Source organism: Acinetobacter sp. Marseille-Q1618 (assembly GCF_902809855.1).
Classification (GTDB): Bacteria; Pseudomonadota; Gammaproteobacteria; order Pseudomonadales; family Moraxellaceae; genus Acinetobacter.
This window is the reverse complement of record NZ_CADDWJ010000002.1, coordinates 684,129-703,094: the sequence shown is the minus strand read 5'-3', so window position 1 is coordinate 703,094 and position 18,966 is coordinate 684,129. Positions and strand designations below refer to the sequence as shown.

General features: G+C 38.0%; 16 protein-coding genes. 8 read left to right on the top strand and 8 right to left on the bottom strand.

Annotation, left to right across the window (positions count from 1 at the left end; genetic code table 11):
* Positions 1–49: 49 nt before the first annotated feature.
* A complete protein-coding gene (locus HUS24_RS10495; RefSeq protein WP_173911969.1) occupies positions 50–1,054 on the top strand; it encodes a putative solute-binding protein in 1,005 nt (334 codons plus the stop codon).
* 131 nt (positions 1,055–1,185) lie between these two features.
* Positions 1,186–1,521: an iron-sulfur cluster insertion protein ErpA gene (erpA, locus tag HUS24_RS10490; RefSeq protein ID WP_065995218.1), complete on the top strand. Its 336-nt coding sequence runs from the start codon at positions 1,186–1,188 to the stop codon at positions 1,519–1,521.
* Positions 1,522–1,583: 62 nt separating this feature from the next.
* On the opposite strand, the gene HUS24_RS10485 is transcribed toward erpA, so the two are convergent.
* Together HUS24_RS10485 and HUS24_RS10480 are read right to left on the bottom strand one after the other, a co-directional pair.
* A complete protein-coding gene (locus HUS24_RS10485; protein ID WP_173911968.1) occupies positions 1,584–2,423 on the bottom strand; it encodes an alpha/beta fold hydrolase in 840 nt (279 codons plus the stop codon).
* A gap of 103 nt (positions 2,424–2,526) precedes the next feature.
* Positions 2,527–3,654: an anhydro-N-acetylmuramic acid kinase gene (locus HUS24_RS10480; RefSeq protein ID WP_173911967.1), complete on the bottom strand. Its 1,128-nt coding sequence runs from the start codon at positions 3,652–3,654 to the stop codon at positions 2,527–2,529.
* A gap of 80 nt (positions 3,655–3,734) precedes the next feature.
* On the opposite strand from HUS24_RS10480, the gene tyrS reads away from it, so the two are divergent.
* Complete coding sequence (tyrS, locus tag HUS24_RS10475; protein WP_173911966.1) at positions 3,735–4,949, top strand: tyrosine--tRNA ligase; 1,215 nt, start codon at positions 3,735–3,737, stop codon at positions 4,947–4,949.
* Between the two features lie 113 nt (positions 4,950–5,062).
* Here the strand turns inward: tyrS and HUS24_RS10470 are convergent, their stop codons facing one another.
* Positions 5,063–6,034, bottom strand: coding sequence for a putative solute-binding protein (locus HUS24_RS10470; protein WP_173912544.1), 972 nt, complete (start codon positions 6,032–6,034; stop codon positions 5,063–5,065).
* Positions 6,035–6,293: 259 nt separating this feature from the next.
* Here HUS24_RS10470 and HUS24_RS10465 point away from each other — a divergent pair, with 259 nt between their 5' ends.
* The gene (locus HUS24_RS10465) at positions 6,294–8,231 is read left to right on the top strand and encodes an ATP-binding cassette domain-containing protein (protein WP_173911965.1); all 1,938 of its coding nucleotides are present in this window, start codon (positions 6,294–6,296) and stop codon (positions 8,229–8,231) included.
* A 569-nt stretch (positions 8,232–8,800) separates the two neighbouring features.
* Here the strand turns inward: HUS24_RS10465 and HUS24_RS10460 are convergent.
* From HUS24_RS10460 to dnaA, 5 genes are all read right to left on the bottom strand, one after another.
* A complete protein-coding gene (locus tag HUS24_RS10460; protein WP_173911964.1) occupies positions 8,801–9,166 on the bottom strand; it encodes a hypothetical protein in 366 nt (121 codons plus the stop codon).
* A gap of 179 nt (positions 9,167–9,345) precedes the next feature.
* On the bottom strand, positions 9,346–11,817 hold the full coding sequence (gyrB, locus tag HUS24_RS10455) for a DNA topoisomerase (ATP-hydrolyzing) subunit B (protein ID WP_173911963.1): 2,472 nt from the start codon (positions 11,815–11,817) through the stop codon (positions 9,346–9,348).
* A gap of 52 nt (positions 11,818–11,869) precedes the next feature.
* Entirely contained in the window at positions 11,870–12,952 is a 1,083-nt protein-coding gene (gene recF, locus HUS24_RS10450) for a DNA replication/repair protein RecF (protein ID WP_173911962.1), read from the bottom strand.
* 21 nt (positions 12,953–12,973) lie between these two features.
* On the bottom strand, positions 12,974–14,122 hold the full coding sequence (gene dnaN / locus HUS24_RS10445; RefSeq protein WP_173911961.1) for a DNA polymerase III subunit beta: 1,149 nt from the start codon (positions 14,120–14,122) through the stop codon (positions 12,974–12,976).
* A gap of 113 nt (positions 14,123–14,235) precedes the next feature.
* Entirely contained in the window at positions 14,236–15,627 is a 1,392-nt protein-coding gene (gene dnaA / locus HUS24_RS10440) for a chromosomal replication initiator protein DnaA (RefSeq protein WP_173911960.1), read from the bottom strand.
* A gap of 649 nt (positions 15,628–16,276) precedes the next feature.
* On the opposite strand from dnaA, the gene rpmH reads away from it, so the two are divergent.
* From rpmH to yidC, 4 genes are read left to right on the top strand one after another with little or no spacing between them, the layout of a single operon-like run.
* A complete protein-coding gene (rpmH, locus tag HUS24_RS10435; protein WP_000831329.1) occupies positions 16,277–16,411 on the top strand; it encodes a 50S ribosomal protein L34 in 135 nt (44 codons plus the stop codon).
* 35 nt (positions 16,412–16,446) lie between these two features.
* On the top strand, positions 16,447–16,839 hold the full coding sequence (gene rnpA, locus HUS24_RS10430) for a ribonuclease P protein component (RefSeq protein WP_173911959.1): 393 nt from the start codon (positions 16,447–16,449) through the stop codon (positions 16,837–16,839).
* Positions 16,840–16,848: 9 nt separating this feature from the next.
* A complete protein-coding gene (gene yidD / locus HUS24_RS10425) occupies positions 16,849–17,169 on the top strand; it encodes a membrane protein insertion efficiency factor YidD (protein ID WP_173911958.1) in 321 nt (106 codons plus the stop codon).
* 5 nt (positions 17,170–17,174) lie between these two features.
* Complete coding sequence (gene yidC / locus HUS24_RS10420) at positions 17,175–18,914, top strand: membrane protein insertase YidC (RefSeq protein WP_173911957.1); 1,740 nt, start codon at positions 17,175–17,177, stop codon at positions 18,912–18,914.
* Positions 18,915–18,966: the final 52 nt, after the last annotated feature.

Here is an 18,966-nt window from a genome sequence, read left to right as displayed (position 1 = left end):
ACGCAGTGCATATTAAAAAAATAATTTGATCATGGAATGGAAAAATAAAATGAAATACTCCAAGACCCTGTTAGTCGCTGCAGGTTTATGTGCAGCTGTCTCTACCGTACAAGCCAAACAAGTCATGTGTGTATTTGACCTAGTAGGTAAAAATGGTGATGTTTTTAATCTGATGAAAGATTATCAACTCGCTGCAAAATCTTGGGGCGCTGATATAGAGCTCAAAGTCAATCAAAATGAAGCAGTGATTGCAGAAGACTTTAAAGCTGGAAAATGCGATGGGATCAGCGTTACAGGTATGCGTGGTCGTCAGTTCAATAATTTTACAGGCTCTTTAGATGCAATTGGAGCTATTCCTGATCTAAATCTTGCAGTAAAGGTTATGCAAGGTTTGACCTCACCGAATTTTGCAAAGCATATGACCAATGGACAATATGAAGTTGTCGGTGTCATTCCTGTAGGTGATGCCTTCTTAATGGTGAATGACCGCAATATTAATACGGTTGCTAAAGCTGCTGGTAAAAAAATAGCAGTACTCGACTATGACCAAGCACAAAAAATCATGGTGCAACAAATCGGTGCGCAAGCAGTGAGCGCAGATGTCACTAACTTTGGTGCAAAATTCAATAACGGACAAGTGGATATTATTGGTGCGCCTGCTGCGGTATTTAAACCTTTAGAATTGCATAAGGGCTTAGGTAGCAAAGGAGCTATTGTAAATTATCCAATTTTACAAGTCACAGGTAACTTGATTATCCGTAAAGATAAGTTTCCAGAAGGATTTGGACAAAAATCACGAGATTGGGTGAAAGGACAACTGCCACGCGCTTTTACGATTCTTGGAAAAATGAAAGCTGACATTCCTGCAAAATATTGGATGCAAGTCCCTGCGGGGGACAAACCTGGCTATCAAAAGCTGATGCGTGAATCTCGTATCAGTTTGACCAAGCAAGGTGTTTATAATAAACAAATGATGAAATTATTATGGCAATTCCGCTGTAAAAATGACCCTAAAAACTTTGAATGTGCTTTACAAGATGAAAACTACAAGTAATTTGAGTTAATACCCAACAAAATTACTCAGAATTCACTTTAAAGTTCACAGACTGACCATATATTGAGTATACTATATATGGTCTTTTTATTTGAAAGACACTATTCAAACTCGTTTGAGGAATATCCCCCATGAATGCCCAAGCTCTTGAACTAACTGATAATGCAGCGAATAAAGTTCGTCAACTTCGTGATAGTGAAGGTAATCAAGAACTTATGTTACGTGTATATGTAACAGGTGGTGGCTGCTCAGGATTTTCTTATGGTTTTAATTTCGCAGAAAGCATGAATGACGACGATGCTGAATTTAGCAATGGTGATGTCAAAGTATTGGTAGACTCACTTAGTTATCAATATTTAGTAGGTTCAAAAGTCGACTATATCGAAGGTTTGGAAGGTTCACGTTTTATTGTTGATAATCCAAATGCAACAACGACTTGTGGTTGTGGTTCTTCATTCTCGATTTAATTGACAAAAAATTTTTATAATGCCCTCAAATCTGGGGGCATTTTTATTTTAAAAGCAATCTTTTAAACAATCGTATCTAAAATATATTGGCTTAATGCTTTGGCATTTTGCACAGGAATCCAATGAGTTGCATCCATAATAATTTCTTTATAAGGTGCATCTACATAATTTTTATTCAATTCCACACTTTTATAACCTATTGCCACATCATGTTTCCCCCAAATAAATAGGGTAGGCACTGTCACAGGTTTCAACAATGTTTTATTGGAACTAAAAGGTAGACCACGATACCAATTTAATGCAAAGGTTAATCTTTTTTCGTCAACAATTTGTTTTTGAAAATCATCTAATTGCTGCTGAGTCATTCCTGAGTTTTTGAGTAACCCTAATCCTATTTTTGGAAATTTCTCAAATAAAATCTCAGGAATTTTAGGCAGTTGGAATAAACCCATATAATAGGATTTAAACAACTGATTACTTTTCAGCATCGCTTGCATAAACGCTGCTTTATGCGGTACTGAAACGGCAATGAGATGCTTTATTTTTTCAGGATAACGTTGCGCAACATCCCATGCCACCACTGCGCCCCAGTCATGTCCAACCAAATAAACAGGTTGTTGAATGAGATCAAGCAAAGTCTTTACGTCTTCAACTAAGGCTGAACCACGATAATCGCGACGTTTTGTCGGTTGTGCCGCCAAACTATAACCACGTTGATTCACGGCTAAAGTTCGATAGCCATGATGATTCAATATTTCTGAAGTTTCATGCCAACTTTTATTGGTTTCAGGAAAACCGTGTAATAACACGAATATTTGCCCATCCAATGGTCCTGTATCAATCACATCAAAACTTAGATCGTCTCGTTGAAATGATGTGATACGTTGTTTTGAAATATCCATTTTTACTTCTTATTTGCAGATAAATATTATTTTTAACACACCTACCGCTAAGCAAAGGTCAAAATTGTTCAACAACATTGACCTTAAGAATGAGATTTAAAAATCATACTGCTGTGATCGTACCTAAAATACGATAGCCATGTGCACCTGTGACAGCAGGTAGATTACCACTAAGCTGCTGATCAAAACGCATTGCCAACCAAGCAAAAGCTGCCGCTTCCACCCAAGTCGGTGCTAAACCTAAGGCAGATGTGGTTTGTACTGACCAATTATGTTTACGCAAACGCCAACGCAATTGTTCTAATAAATGCGAGTTATATGCCCCACCACCACAAACATAGACTTCACCTGTGTCTAATGGTGAGCGATAAATGGCTTTTTTGATCGCACGTGTGGTCAGTTTCATTAAGGTTGCTTGAATATTTTCAGGTGTATCTTCCAACTCATCATATTCAATATCATTACGCCAATCCAAAATTTGTTCATCTAACCACTCTAAATTAAAGTCTTCTCGCCCTGTGCTTTTCGGTGGTTCTTTTGAAAAATACTCATGCGCTTGTAAACGGTCTAATAAAGTACGAATCGGTTGCCCATAGGCTGCCCAATTGCCATTTTCATCATAAGGCTGACCTGTATAACGATGGCACCAAGCATCCATCAAGATATTGGCAGGTCCTGTATCGAAGCCATAAACACCTTCTGGATTGCCTGCAGGCAATAAGCTGACATTGGCAATACCCCCCAAGTTTAAGATCACACGGTGAATGGTTGGATGTTGAAACAACGCTTGATGAAAGGCTGGAACTAATGGTGCGCCTTGTCCGCCTGCTGCCATATCACGGCGGCGAAAATCTGAAATCACAGGAATCTGCGTAATTTCAGTAATAATATTTGGATCACCGATTTGTAAAGTAAAACCATGTTCAGGACGATGACGAATGGTTTGCCCATGTGAACCAATGGCTTTGATGGCTTTTTTATCTAAGTTATTTTCTTGTATGAGTTGGTTAATAGCATTTCCAATCATGGTTGCAAGCGCAACATCTGCTTTACCCATTCGATCAATTTCATTATCACTCGGTAAAGTCAATGCCATTAATTCATCACGTAAATCAGGATCAAATGGCACAGTCAAAGTGGCATGAATCTGTAGAGGATCGAATGAAGCGGCAACAAAATCGACGCCGTCCATGCTGGTTCCAGTCATTACGCCAATATAGATTGTTGTCATGAGATATTCTTCGCCTGCATTTTGCTGAAAAAATGTTAGTATATCGCACAAATGAGATAACTGATGTATTGGATTTTGTGATGTCTAATTTCCTTCCTGCGGAAGAACAACTCGCCCTCATCCAACGAGGCACCCATGAAATTATTTCTGAAGAGGATCTATTAAAGAAACTTAAAGAAAATCGCCCTTTAAAAATTAAAGCAGGCTTTGACCCGACAGCACCAGACTTGCATTTTGGTCATACTGTATTGATCAATAAATTAAAAGTATTCCAAGATCTAGGTCATGAAGTTACTTTCTTGATCGGTGACTATACCGCAATGATCGGCGATCCATCAGGTAAAAGTGCAACTCGTCCACCACTTTCTCGTGAGCAAGTTGAAGCCAACGCAAAAACTTATCAAGAACAAGTCTTTAAAATTCTTGATCCAAATAAAACCAAAGTGCGTTTTAACTCTGAATGGTTTAATCAACGTACTGCAGCAGATTTGATTCAATTGGCATCTCAACAAACTGTTGCCCGAATGTTAGAACGTGATGACTTCACTAAGCGTTATAACAATCAACAGCCGATTGCAATTCATGAGTTTTTATATCCATTGGTTCAAGGTTATGACTCTATTGCACTTGAAGCTGACGTAGAAATGGGCGGTACTGACCAAACCTTTAACTTACTTATGGGACGCACCTTACAAGGTCGTTATGGTCAAGAATCTCAAGTGTGCATCACAGTGCCTATTCTTGAAGGTTTAGATGGCGTGAATAAAATGTCTAAATCTTTAGGTAACTATATTGGTGTGTTTGATGCACCAGGTGCGATGTACCAAAAAGTATTGTCGATGCCAGACAGCTTGATTGAACGTTATTTTGAATTATTAAGCTTTAAGTCTTTAGACGAGATCGCAGTATTATTAAAAGAAATGGCAGAAGGTCGTAACCCGCAAGATATTAAGAAAATTCTTGCGCTTGAGTTAGTTGAACGTTTTCACGGAAGCGAAGCTGCTGAACATGCACATAAAGGTGCGGGTAATTTAATTACTGAAGGCGAGTTACCTGAAGGTACACCTGAAATCACCATTTCTCGTGCTGAGTTTGGCGGTGAGGTTTCTATTATTTCTATCCTTCGTGCAGCAGGTTTGACCAAAAATTCTGCACAATCGAAAGATGCTGTTTCACGTGGAGCCGTTAAAGTAGATTGGGAAGTGGTAGATGCGAGTTATATGGTCAAAGAAAATGTGACTTTGATTATCCAAGCCAGCAAAAAAGCCATTGCAAAAGTCACATTTGTTGATTAATTCAGTTTGAGTATTGATTTAAATACTTAAAATAAAATCCCCAATAAAAATATTGGGGATTTTATTTTAAATGTCAGAACTATACAAATATTAAAATATTTTAAAATACAATTTTATTCACCTGTTAGTGAGCATTCGAAATTGGTACGATCCACTGTACAACGTGCTCTTTTCAATACTGACATCATATCTGCATCATACACACCACGCTTAGTCAGTTCGATCCGCCCATCACGTAACAGCTTTTGATACGTGATTTGATCTTCTTTAGAAATAGAGAGTTTATATTTAGCAGGAATATCTGCTTCCATTCGTTGAATTTTCTTAAACATTTTTGGCAATTGTTGGACTGACCATGCACGTGATTTTTCCCCAAAACCCAGTGGAAATTGGTCAGGCTTGATAATTAAATCTGCAGTCACATTCACCACAGGAAAAGTGAACATTGCGCCTTTATCACCCAAACCTTTATAAATTTCCAAAGGTCTAAACGCATAAACAGGTGCTGCAATTGCATCCACTTGTCCGTCATTAAACTTTTTCACAAAATTAGAAATATCTGAAGGAACACCTACGGAGCCGACTTGTTGAACAGCCATTTTTTGGGCATCATCATAATGTAAATAAGCAAATTTTTTGCCTTTGGCTTTTTGAAGTGTATTCACAGCACGATCACGAACAAAAATATACGCAATTCCTAAAGGGCTAATCCCTACAAGTTCGTATTTCACACCATTTTGGCTAGACACCAAACGCTTAGCATTACGTTTATCTAAAGCATAAATGATAGCTTTATTGGCAATCTCATTTGATGGAACTCCCCCAAGCGCATCAATTGATCCACCAAATTTATTATATTTTCGTGAACGCATAGAGGTCATTGCCACAGCATCACACTTATCAGTTCTGAAATCTTTATCTGCTTGGTCTTCTGATCTATAGGCAATCAGATTAACATTTGCCCCCCACCCTTTTGCAGCCAATGCCCATTCTTCCATGAGTTTATAAGACTCGCCTGCTTTTCCAAGTAAATCAAACACACACACGTTTTGTTTGGCTTGCGCTAAACTTGGTAGCGCCAACATGCAGGTTAAAAGTGTCGCTGAGTACAAAGTTTTTATTTTAAACACAGACGATTTCTCCTTTTTAAATTTTCATCCCGTTTTAACCAAGACTTGTATCACAAAAAAATTAATTTATGTATATTTATCTAAGTTTTTAGACGAAAGCAGTAAAATCCTTGCTACTTTTCTCACTAAATATCCAGTAAAAGTTTTATTGCTTTGGTACAAGCTGATTTATCCATTAAAATAGCACATCTATTTACCAGTATAGTTTTTATTCATGATTCAGTTAGAACAACTTTCATTACGCCGTGGCGGACGTGTTTTATTCCAAAAAGCATCGATGCAACTTCATCCAGGTTGGAAAATTGGTTTAACTGGGGTCAATGGTGCAGGTAAATCAACACTCTTTTCTGCATTATTAGGTGGAATAGAATCTGACAGTGGTCGTCTTACACGTCCAAATGTGTGGACAGTGGCGCACATGGCTCAAGAAATCAAAGCCTTAGATATGAAAGCGATTGATTTTGTACTGTCTGGTGATGAGGAATACTGGCAAATTCAACATAAACTCAATGATCCTAAAGATTTGAGTGATACTGATTTAGCTCATTTATATAGTCGTTTTGATGAAATTCATGGCTATTCTGCCCCATCCAAAGCATCACAACTGATGGCTGGTTTAGGCTTTTTTGAGCATCAATCTGAACTTTTGGTATCGAGTTTTTCAGGTGGATGGCGTATGCGCCTCAATCTGGCACGTACCTTGATGAGCCGTTCAGATTTACTCTTGCTTGATGAACCGACTAACCATTTGGATTTAGATGCTATTTTATGGTTAGAAGATTGGTTAAAAGCCTATGAAGGTACTTTGATTTTAATTTCACATGACCGCGATTTTTTAGATGCGATTACTGACCATATTTTGCATATTGAAAATCAAGAATTAACCTTATATACAGGTAATTATTCAACTTTTGAAATTACACGTGCAGAACGCTTAGCACAACAACAACAAGCATTTGAAAAACAAGAAGAAGCCAAAGCACATTTACAAAAATTTATTGATCGTTTTAAAGCCAAAGCCACCAAAGCCCGTCAAGCACAAAGCCGAATTAAACAACTTGAGCGTATGCAAGAACTTGCACCTGCGCATGTAGATACACCATTTACCTTTAGTTTCCGTGAGCCAAGTAAAATGAGCTCACCTTTATTGACATTAGAACATGCCGATATTGGCTATGGCGACAAACTCATTGTGACCAATGTTAATTTACAAATTACTCCAAGCAGTCGCATTGGTTTATTGGGAATGAATGGTGCTGGTAAATCAACTTTAATTAAATCTCTAGTTGGTGATTTGGCTTTAATCCAAGGGATCCGCAAGCCTTCAGAATTATTGAATATTGGCTATTTTGCACAGCATCAAATGGATGCACTCGATGGTAACGCTAGCCCAATGCTGCAATTGGCACGTATTGCTGATCCTAAAATTAGTGAAGCAACTTTACGTTCATTCTTAGGGAGTTTTGGTTTTAGCGGTGAACGCATGGATACACCAAGTGAAAGTTTTTCAGGCGGTGAACGTGCGCGTTTAGCTTTGGCACTGATTGTTTGGTTAAGACCCAATGTGCTGATCCTAGATGAGCCAACTAACCATTTAGACTTAGACATGCGTCATGCTTTAACGATGGCATTGCAAGATTTTGAAGGTGCTGTGGTTCTAGTGTCACACGAACGTCAATTGATCGCATCTGTCTGTGATGAACTCATCTTAGTCCACAATGGTCAAAGCAAAGAATTTGATGGTGACTTGCAAGATTATGCAGTTTGGTTACGTCAAGCACGTGCTGAAATGATGAAAAATGGTCAGCAAGCTGCTGCTCCTTTGCAATCACAAGTTGAAGTAAAGCCCCAAGTTTCCAAAGTCGATAAAGAGGCTCAACGCAAATTAGCAGCTCAACGCCGTGAACAAACCCGCCCTATTCGTAAAAATATCGAGAAAATAGAAGCTCAAATCGGTAAAATTCAGCCACGTTTAGCAGAAATTGAAACATCTCTTGCAGATACAGCACTGTATGATGCCAGTCGTAAAGATGATTTACTTAAACTGATGAATGAACAGACTGAGCTAAAAAATAAACTTGAGCAATCAGAAGAACAAATGCTTGAACTAATGATGGAACTCGAAGAACTAGAAAGCTCTTTTGATGACTAATCTTTTATAAATAGTTATTTATCTAGAGAAAGTATTTTTGAACTGCTTTCTCTTTTTATTTTCCAAGTATTAGGATTTACTCTAAAAAATAATTTATTTTCTATGTATTTCAATACTATAAATCTTGTTGAAATTATAAAAACCCAATACATAACTTTTAGTTATGTTTTAATTTTAAATCCGTGGAACATATTTAAAATACCAATATAGAAAATATTTCGTTTATTGATAAAACATATTAATAAAAACCACTTATCCTTTCCTTCAATTTAAATTTATTAATTTTATCCACAAGCAACCATCACATATTTTTAAATTCAAAATATTACTACTTAAAACTTACAATTACCCGATATACTTACAGAAGAAAAAGTTCATTTTTTTAGATTTTTGCTTAATGATTTTGTTCATTTTTGGCTATTTTAACTAGATATTTTAAAGTTATCCACAGTTTATTTCAGATTTTTTGATTATTTTTAAATCAATTTACTATTGTTTTTAAGTCTTATTTTCAACAAAAAAGCACCTTAAAAATTCCATTTAAGGTGCTGTTTTGACTATGCTCAATATCATGATCTGGCACTATTTTCCATTTCACAAAATCTTAATTCAGTAATTTTCCAATCTTCTTGAAATATCCATTTTTCTTGAATAACTGTACTTTCATCTTCTAAATGAATTTGTACCAAACATGCAGTTTGATCACGATTAAACTCATAATCTTCACTTTGAACATTGGGTTTTTGCGGTTTCCACACGCCATTTTTGACAGCATGTGCAATCTTCTCATAGCGGGTAAAATTACTTTCTACACGCCCTTCTTGCTCATAAATCACCTTAAAATGCTCATCTTCATACTGAGTCAAGACTTCATAATTACCTGTAAAAAAGGCATTTACCCAAATATCACGGGTATGTTCCAACTGATTATCCATAATTCTAGCCTCTTGATTTATATACTATTATCTAAAAAACAATAGTGACATAAAAATAAGTCATTTTTATAAAAAAATCATGAATATACAAAGATTCTAAAGATAGATACAAAAGATAAAAAAATCCCTTTGAATATTAATATTCAAAGGGATATAAAACTTCAATACAAAGAAATTAATTAAGCATCAATATCTGCATTTAAAGCATTTTCTTCAATAAATGCACGGCGAGGTTCAACATCATCCCCCATTAAACATGCAAACATACGATCTGCTTCGATTGCATCATCCACAGTCACTTGCAGCATATTACGGTTTTCAGGATCCATAGTGGTCTCCCAAAGCTGTTCCGCATTCATTTCACCCAAACCTTTATAGCGTTGGATCATCATGCCACGGCGTGAATCAGAAAGAATATGTTGCCAAACTTGGTGGAAGTTGGATACATTAATTTTGCGCTCACCTTTTTGTAAATAAGCACCATCTTCAAGCAAGGTAAACCAACTTTTCGAGTTTTTCAGCAAACGAATATATTCACCTGAACCTAATAAACCAGCATCAAGTAAATAATGATGTGGCAAATTATGCACATAAATAGTCATACGTGGGAAATAAACCGTTGAGCGAATACCTTCTGGATCTTCACGATCAAAACTTTCAAGGCTAAATTCTGGACGTAAACTTGGTTGTGCAGTTTCAATCGCTACACGTAATTTTTCCGCCCATTCTTTCACATAATTTTGATCGTTATTTTGATCAAGCTTAAATGCATCCAAGCCCAATAAACCATCCAATAAAGTTGCAGGATAACGTACGGTCAAACGCTGCAAACTCTTTTGAGAAGTTTGATAATCTGCAATCACATTTGCCAACGCTTCACCACGAATTGCAGGGGCGTCTGCACTGATATGTAACTCTAATTCATCAATCGCATTTGAAATGAGGAAAGTTTCCAATGCCTCATTGTCTTTGATGTACTGTTCCTGTTTACCTTTTTTCAACTTGTATAATGGTGGTTGTGCAATATAAATATGACCACGCTCTACAAGCTCAGGCATTTGACGGAAGAAGAAGGTCAATAATAACGTACGAATATGTGAACCATCCACGTCCGCATCGGTCATGATAATGATTTTGTGATAACGCAATTTATCAGGATTGTATTCTTCACGCCCAATACCACAACCTAATGCTGTGATCAAAGTACCGACTTCTTGCGAAGAAATCATCTTGTCAAAACGTGCGCGTTCTACGTTAAGGATTTTACCTTTCAACGGCAAAATCGCTTGCATCTTACGGTTACGACCTTGTTTTGCAGAACCGCCCGCAGAGTCACCCTCGACTAAGTAAAGTTCAGATAATGCTGGATCTTTCTCTTGGCAATCTGCCAATTTACCCGGTAAGCCTGCAATATCTAAAGCACTTTTACGACGTGTCATTTCACGTGCTTTACGCGCTGCATCACGGGCACGCGCTGCATCAATGATTTTACCTGCAATCGATTTAGCAGCTTGTGGATTTTCCAATAAATATTCAGAGAATGATTTATTCATCGCCTGCTCAACTGCAGGTTTTACTTCACTCGATACCAACTTTTCTTTGGTTTGAGATGAGAATTTTGGATCAGGCACTTTCACAGATACAATTGCAGTCAAGCCTTCACGTGCATCATCACCTGTGACCGCAACTTTTTCTTTCTTAAGAATATTTTCACTTTCAAGATATTGGTTCAAACCACGTGTTAATGCCGCACGGAAACCAGCTAAATGCGTACCACCATCTTTTTGTGGAATATTATTGGTAAAACAACGCACATTTTCTTGATAGCTGTCATTCCACTGCAAAGCCACTTCAACAGTAATCCCCGACTCTGGAATTTGTGATGTGAAATGAAAAATATCATTGAGATGGGTTTTACCTTGGTTAATATATTTTACAAACTCAGATAAACCACCTTCAAAATCAAAAATATGCTCAGCATGGATACGCTCATCACGTAAAATGATACGCACACCCGCATTTAAGAATGAAAGTTCACGCAAACGGCGCGCTAAAATATCAACATTAAAAATCGTTTGGCTGAATGTTTCCGCACTTGGCCAAAAACGTACAGTGGTTCCTGTCAGTTCTGTATCACCAATAATTTTTAATGGATAAACGGGATCACCATGTTTATATTCTTGTTGGTGAATATGTCCTGCACGTTGAATGGTCAGTTCTAATTTGCTCGATAAAGCATTGACTACTGAAACACCAACACCATGCAAACCGCCCGACACTTTATAACTGTTATCATCAAACTTACCGCCTGCATGCAGAATGGTTAAAATCACTTCTGCCGCAGATACCCCCTCTTCAGGGTGAATATCTGTTGGAATACCACGTCCATTGTCTGACACACTGACAGATTCATCTTCATGAATGGTTACGACAATTTCATCACAGTGACCTGCTAAAGCTTCATCAATGGCGTTATCAACGACTTCAAACACCATATGGTGCAAGCCTGAACCATCATCTGTATCACCAATATACATTCCGGGACGCTTACGAACTGCGTCTAGACCACGTAATACTTTGATACTAGAGGAATCATAAGCCTTTTCAGTGGTTGGATCTGTTTGAGAAGCGATTTGATCTTCTGAACTCATGGTTTCTCCCTAGTGAAAAATAGGTCTAAATGAATTAGCGTAAAATAAAAAATCATGGCACAACACGTTGAACTTGACCGTTATCAACATTGAATAATTGGTAGGAAATAGACAAATCATGTAAATGTTTTTTTACTGAATCTTGATCCAAAGTCGTCAAAAAAACCTGACTTCCAAGTTGGCTTAATCGTTCAATTAAACGCTGTTGTGCAGTTAAATCTAATTCTGCTGTCACATCATCTAATAATACCACAGTTTCCTTATTACAGGCATGTAACATGGCAATTTGTGACAGTTTTAATGCCATGATGAGTAACTTCTTTTGTCCTCTAGACAACACTACATCTGCATCCCCTGTTGGGGTTTTTAAACGCAAGTCTGCCCGATGCGGACCATACTCGGTATAGCGCCGCTCTACATCTTTTTGATGGTATTGAATCAAGTCCTGAGCCAAACCATGTTCCACATGGAACCCTGCGCTATATTCCATTTCTATACATAAGTTTGGCAATAGCATTGCCAAATCTTCAGCCAAATAGGTTTTCCATTGTTCAACGATTTCTATGCGCTGTGAATGTAAAATTTCACCGTATTCGCTCAGCATTTTATTCCATGGTTCTAGATCACTTAAACTCAGGTTACGCTGTGTTTTTAGTAAACTATTTCGCTGTTTTAAAGCTCGTGAATAATATTGCCACGCATGATAAAAATCAGGTTCCACGTGAAACATAAGCCAATCGAGCAATTGCCGTCTAGGTTTTGCCCCATGATCAATAATATCGGTACTTAAAGGATCGATAAGTTGCAAAGGTAGAATTTTAGCCAACTGTCCTTGGGTGGCGACCGAGTCACCATTGACCTTAATCACTTGTTCACCACTGAGTAGTTTTTGCATCCCGATCTTTTCAGTTGTAGATTGTGCAAAAACCAAAGCATCAGCAGTTTCATTTTGAATGTAATGTTTTGGCATATGCGTTCGGAACGAGCGCCCTGTCGCCAGTAAATGAATCGCCTCTAAAACAGAAGTTTTACCTGAACCATTTTTGCCATAAAAGACATTAAACGGCTGCAACTCATGGAGTGCAACCGTTTTTAGATTTCGAACACGCTGTATATTAAGCCGTATAATGTGCATGATATTAAACGTTGTACGTTATTAGACACGCATTGGCATGACAACATAAGTTTGGTTGTCTTGGGTTGGATCTTGTACCAATACGGACTGGTTTGCTTCCGTCATGGTCATCGACACATCATCACCATCTAAAACACCCAATACCTCTAAAATATATTGCGCATTAAAGGACATTTCCATCGGTGTGTTGTTGTATTGGATCGCCAAATCTTCAACTGCTTCATCTTGCTCTGGGTTATTGGCACGTAATTGCAAAGAATCCGCATTGAAATTTAAGAATACACCACGTAATTTTTCATTACTTAGAATCGCCACACGCTGTAAAGATTGTTTAAATACATCATGTGCAATCAACACATTTTTGTCACCACCACGTGGAATCACACGGCGATAATCTGGAAATTTTCCATCAATGAGTTTGGTGGTGAAACGTACTGTGATATCACCTTGCTCTTTGTCACGGCTTGGTGCTTGAATCGTCACATTTAACAATTCACGACCAATCAATAACGTCAATTGATCATCTTCAATACTGAGTAAACGTTGTAATTCAGCAACTGCCTTACGTGGCACAATTGCTTGTACCAATTGCGTTGCAGTAGATTCAGCCAATGTTTCACACATTGCCAAACGATGACCATCTGTAGTCACTGCACGTAATTGATTTTGATCAATTTCAAGTAAAGTACCCGTTAAATAAAAACGTACATCTTGTACTGCCATTGCAAAAGCAGTTTTTTCAAATAAACGCTTTAACTCTCGTTCAGTCACTTGAACTTGCGTACCTTGACTATTTTCTGTGGTCAATAATGGATAATCTTCAGCAGGTAAAGTCCCTAAGACAAAGCGACTATTGCCAGATTTTAGGATACAACGCTGATCTTCAGTGATTTGTAAATCAATTAGTGCTGCTGTAGGCAAAGATTTACAAATATCCATAAGCTTACGTGCAGGCACAGTGGTTTGTCCTGCTTGAATACAAGCCCCTTCAGCAAGGGTGGTACTTGCAACCAACTCCACTTCCAAGTCTGAACCAGTAATCGTCAAAGCTTGCTCAGTTGCTTGGATTTTAACGTTTGAAAGAATGTTTAAAGTATGGCGGCGTTCAACTGCGCCAACCACATTCGATAAAACATTGAGTAAGCTCTCTTTCGCGATTTTCAAACGCACGGTGGAATTCCTCTAAACTCTAAAATTGAAGATGGGTAAATAATAATATAGTTTTTAGCCCTGTACTATGCGGTAGATTATACCGCATTGCAAGAACAGAGTTTGATCAAAAATTAACTTTGAAGTAAGCGCATGAGGTTTTTATAATCCTCATTAAAAATCGGGTCTTCATTACACAAGCTTTGCACTTTTTCACACGCATGCATCACCGTGCTATGGTCACGCCCACCAAATGCCATGCCGATCTCAGGAAAGCTATCTCCTGTCAGTTCACGTGCCAAGCCCATTGCCAACTGACGAGGACGTGCATAGATTCGTGTGCGTTTTGGTCCTACCAATTCTTTGAGTGGAATACGGAAATATTCACTGACCACACGCTGAATATTTTCAGTGCTGATGGTGCGCGCACGAATAGCGAGTACATCTTTTAACGATTCACGTACCACATCCAAATCAATCGCTGAACCTTTAAAACGTGAAATTGCTACAACTTTGTTTAAAGCACCTTCCAACTCTCGCACGTTAGCAACCACTTGTTGAGCGATAAATAAAGCACAATTTCTTGGTAAATCAATGCCATTGCTTTCGGCTTTTTTCAGTAAAATTTCGATACGAGTTTCAATGTCTGGTGGTTCAACCCCAACCGATAAGCCCCAAGAAAAACGAGAAACTAAACGAGGATCTAGCTCTGTAAGTTCTTTAGGATAACGATCCGAAGTCAAAATAATTTGTTTTGATTCATCTAATAAAGCATTGAAAGTATAGAAAAACTCTACCAAACTCGCTTCTTTACCTGCCAATAAGTGAATATCATCCACCAAAAGCAAATCTAAGGAACGACAATTTTTCTTAAATTCTTCAACTTTGCCTTTTTGTAACGAACTGACAAAATCTTGGACAAAACTTTCAGCAGTCATGTACATGACACGCGCATTCGGTTTTGCTTGCAATAATGCATTGCCAACTGCTTGCATCAAATGGGTTTTACCTAGACCTGTAGGCCCATATAAAAATAATGGATTATGTTGTGATTCACCGAGTTGCGTAAGCACTTTACGACAGGTTTCTGCCGCCATTTGGTTAGATCGCCCTTCCACAAACAATGCAAAAGTAAACAATGGGTTTAATAATTTCTTTTTCGCACTTTTCGTTGCAACAAGTTCTGACTCTTTGTCTTTTTTAGATTTAGTACTTGTATTTACGACAGGTGTACTCTCTAACGCAGCAGTTGTCGTGGCAGGCTGCTCAGCTGCCGACAAAATAGCACCCGGACGGGAATCGACCAAAATTTCAACTTTACGAATACGCCCTTCAGAAAGTTGCTCCGCCAGAATGGTGATCAGTTCCAGATGATGCTCTTGGATATAGCGTGTCCAATAAGGATTGGGTGCATATAGCTTTAACGTATCGTCTGTCTCATCTGCAACCAAAGGACGAATCCACATGGCAAAGACATTATCAGAGAGCTCTTGTCGCAAGCGATTTAAGCAGTCTGTCCAAAGCATGTGAAACTCCTTTATTTAAATTTAAAAAAGATGACCCAGCGATATGGGGGTCGCCATTCTAACCAAGTTATCCACATCTGTCATGACTAATTCAAAGCAAATCGTTTAAAAAAAAGACTTTCCGCAAATAAATTTAAATTTAAACGTCTTGTGGATAAGTTTTACCACAAGCTGTGGATAAAATAAACCTTAAACTTATCCACAATCTATCAATACTTAAAAACCAAAGTTATTCACAATGTAAGTTTATATTTTTAAAAATTAAAAATGAGTTTTCCTCAAGAAAATAGCGTACTAATAATAATAAATTTAAATTTATAAATTTGAATTTATTTATAAGGTCGACTCAAGATGTGGATAACCGCAATTTATGAATTTAAATTCAAAACTACAAGGTTATAAATTTAAAAACAAGCCTTCATATGGATAAAGTTGTGGATATGATTGTTTATAATTTTTATTACATTATAAAATAATAACTTAAATTGTGAATACTTATTTAGTGAAAATTTAATATATTTTTTTCTTAAATCTAGAGGTCGCCAAAAATATAAAAAAATGCAGAGAAAAGCCTATATTCATTGACAGAACAAACAATGCACAATACAATCGCGAACCTTTAGAGAAAGATCAACATTGGAGTTTCAACATGAAACGTACATTCCAACCATCTGAATTAAAGCGCAAACGCGTTCATGGTTTCCGTGCTCGTATGGCTACTAAAGCTGGTCGTCAAGTATTAGCTCGCCGTCGTGCAAAAGGTCGTCATAGCTTAACTGTTTAATTTTATAAACAGTCAAGTTATACGATTTGGGTGTTATGTCACTTTATAGTTTCAGTCCAGCGGTGAGAATCCACTGTGCTGCAGATTACAAAAGTGTATTTGATGGTGCGCTTTTTAAAGTGCATCAACCCCATTTCTTATTTTTAGCAAAAGTAACCGAACAGCCTAAAAGCCGTTTGGGTATCGTTGTTGCTAAGAAAAAAGTGCGCCGTGCACATGAAAGAAATCGAATAAAACGTTTGGCGCGTGAAAGTTTTCGCCTAAATCAGCAAAATATTGACTTATTAGATATTGTTGTTATGCCTAAAGTTGGTATAGAAGCAATCCCTAATGCTGAATTACATCAGCAGTTACAGTTTGCATGGCAGAAATTGCAACGTCTTGTTAAAAAGCACCATAAAATAGCAATTTCTTCTCCTCAAAATTAGAGAAAGCCAATGGTTCGTATATTGCATTGGTTGATACGTTTCTATCAAATTGCGATTAGTCCTCTCATTGGACCTCGTTGTCGTTATATTCCAACTTGTTCTCAATATTCGTTAGAAGCGATCCATATTCATGGTGCCTTTAAAGGGAGTTGGCTTGCGACGAAACGCATTTGCCGCTGTCACCCTTGGGGAGGATTTGGTTATGATCCTGTGCCTAAAAAAGCAATTCGTTTTATTTCATTTCAGCAAATAGATTCTCAAACGTTTCATGTTGCTGTACCCTTGCGTGAACGTTTTACGAACCAACATCACTCTAACCACTTGGGGTAATAGATATGCAACAATGGGCCAGGTTTGCAATTCTCGGGGCCATGTTTGTCGTCGCATATTTGCTCATTTTGGCTTGGCAAAAAGATTATGGTCATGCAGATACTACCAAAACGCAGCCTGCGGCTGTGGTAGCGCATGATGTTTCTGCCGATTTGCCAAATGGTCAAACGACTGCGGCTTCTAGCGATGTTCCGCAAGCAAATATTGCTGCTGCACAACAACCGACAACTGCACCAGCAACCGCAAATCAACAACTGATTTCAGTACAAACTGACCTTTATCATCTTTGGATTAGCCCTAAAGGTGGTGATATTGTGCGTATTGAATTACTCAATCATGATCAAAGCAAAAACAGCGATGAGCCGTTTGTCATGCTTGAAAGTGATAGCAAACGTACCTATGTCGCACAATCAGGCTTAATTGGCTTAAATGGTCCAGACAGTAGTCGTGCTGGTCGTCCAAATTATGAGTTTGAAAAGACTGCATATACTTTAGCAGACTTAAAAGATGTTAAAGATAAAGATGGTAAAACTGCGAAAGTTTTAACGGTACCAATGGTTTTCAAGACTGCTGATGGTGTGGAAATCATTAAAAGCTTTAACTTTAAGCAAGGTAATTACCCAATTGAAGTGAGCTATCAGGTAGTCAACCGCAGCGCACAAAATTGGCAAGGTCAAATGTTTGGTCAACTCAAACGTGACAACTCAGAAGACCCAGGTAAGTCTGACCAAGGTATTTTCACTTTAGGTACATTCTTAGGTGGTGCTTGGGGAACGCCTGACGAACATTATAACAAGCTTAAATTTGCCAACTTCACTGAAGAAAAGCTTGATCAACAAGCCAAAGGCGGTTGGGTGGCGATGGTTCAGCACTATTTTGTGAGTGCTTGGATTCCAGGTCATTTTGGCGGTCAAGAATACACTGCAAAATTAGAGTCACGTAAATCAGCAGATGGTATGAATATCATCGGGTTTACCTCTCCAACTATTAATGTTCCTGCTGGTAAAGCGATGAGCATTGATGCAACCTTCTATGCAGGACCAAAAATTCAGTCTGAATTGAAGGACTTAGCCGTAGGTTTGAACCAAACTGTAGATTATGGTTGGTTGTGGCCGATTGCGAAACTCTTGTTCATGGGCTTACAAATGTTCCATAACGTTGTAGGCAACTGGGGTTGGTCAATTATTTTACTCACCATTTTAGTAAAATTGATTCTTTGGCCGTTGTCGTCTAAGAGCTATCGCTCTATGGCGAAAATGCGTGTGATCGCACCTGAAATGCAACGCATGAAAGAAGAATTTGGTGAAGACCGTATGCGTTTCTCGCAAGAAATGATGGCGCTTTACAAACGTGAACAAGTCAACCCACTTTCTGGTTGTTTACCGCTATTGCTACAAATGCCAATTTTCTTAGCATTGTATTGGGTATTGATGGAGTCTGTAGAACTTCGCCATGCACCGTGGATGCTCTGGATTCAAGATTTGTCAGCGATGGATCCTTGGTTCATCTTGCCATTGATCATGGGCGTGACGATGTTTGTTCAACAAAGTTTGAACCCACAACCTGCTGATCCAATGCAAGCCAAAGTATTTAAGATCATGCCGATCATGTTTACAGTATTTATGCTGTTCTTCCCTGCTGGTCTTGTGCTTTACTGGATTGTGAACAACTCGATCACGATTTTACAACAATGGTTTATCAACAAATCTGTTGAAAAAGATCGTTTAAAACGAGAAGCAGCTTAAGTTTAAAAAATTAAGCAATAGCTGATTAAATCCGCTTAAGATGGTAATCTTA

Coding starts and splice junctions, on each gene's coding strand:
- HUS24_RS10495 (WP_173911969.1), top strand. CDS start 50: ATGAAATACTCCAAGACCCTGTTAGTCGCTGCAGGTTTATGTGCAGCT.
- erpA (WP_065995218.1), top strand. CDS start 1,186: ATGAATGCCCAAGCTCTTGAACTAACTGATAATGCAGCGAATAAAGTT.
- HUS24_RS10485 (WP_173911968.1), bottom strand. CDS start 2,423: ATGGATATTTCAAAACAACGTATCACATCATTTCAACGAGACGATCTA.
- HUS24_RS10480 (WP_173911967.1), bottom strand. CDS start 3,654: ATGACAACAATCTATATTGGCGTAATGACTGGAACCAGCATGGACGGC.
- tyrS (WP_173911966.1), top strand. CDS start 3,735: ATGTCTAATTTCCTTCCTGCGGAAGAACAACTCGCCCTCATCCAACGA.
- HUS24_RS10470 (WP_173912544.1), bottom strand. CDS start 6,034: ATGTTGGCGCTACCAAGTTTAGCGCAAGCCAAACAAAACGTGTGTGTG.
- HUS24_RS10465 (WP_173911965.1), top strand. CDS start 6,294: ATGATTCAGTTAGAACAACTTTCATTACGCCGTGGCGGACGTGTTTTA.
- HUS24_RS10460 (WP_173911964.1), bottom strand. CDS start 9,166: ATGGATAATCAGTTGGAACATACCCGTGATATTTGGGTAAATGCCTTT.
- gyrB (WP_173911963.1), bottom strand. CDS start 11,817: ATGAGTTCAGAAGATCAAATCGCTTCTCAAACAGATCCAACCACTGAA.
- recF (WP_173911962.1), bottom strand. CDS start 12,952: ATGCACATTATACGGCTTAATATACAGCGTGTTCGAAATCTAAAAACG.
- dnaA (WP_173911960.1), bottom strand. CDS start 15,627: ATGCTTTGGACAGACTGCTTAAATCGCTTGCGACAAGAGCTCTCTGAT.
- rpmH (WP_000831329.1), top strand. CDS start 16,277: ATGAAACGTACATTCCAACCATCTGAATTAAAGCGCAAACGCGTTCAT.
- rnpA (WP_173911959.1), top strand. CDS start 16,447: ATGTCACTTTATAGTTTCAGTCCAGCGGTGAGAATCCACTGTGCTGCA.
- yidD (WP_173911958.1), top strand. CDS start 16,849: ATGGTTCGTATATTGCATTGGTTGATACGTTTCTATCAAATTGCGATT.
- yidC (WP_173911957.1), top strand. CDS start 17,175: ATGCAACAATGGGCCAGGTTTGCAATTCTCGGGGCCATGTTTGTCGTC.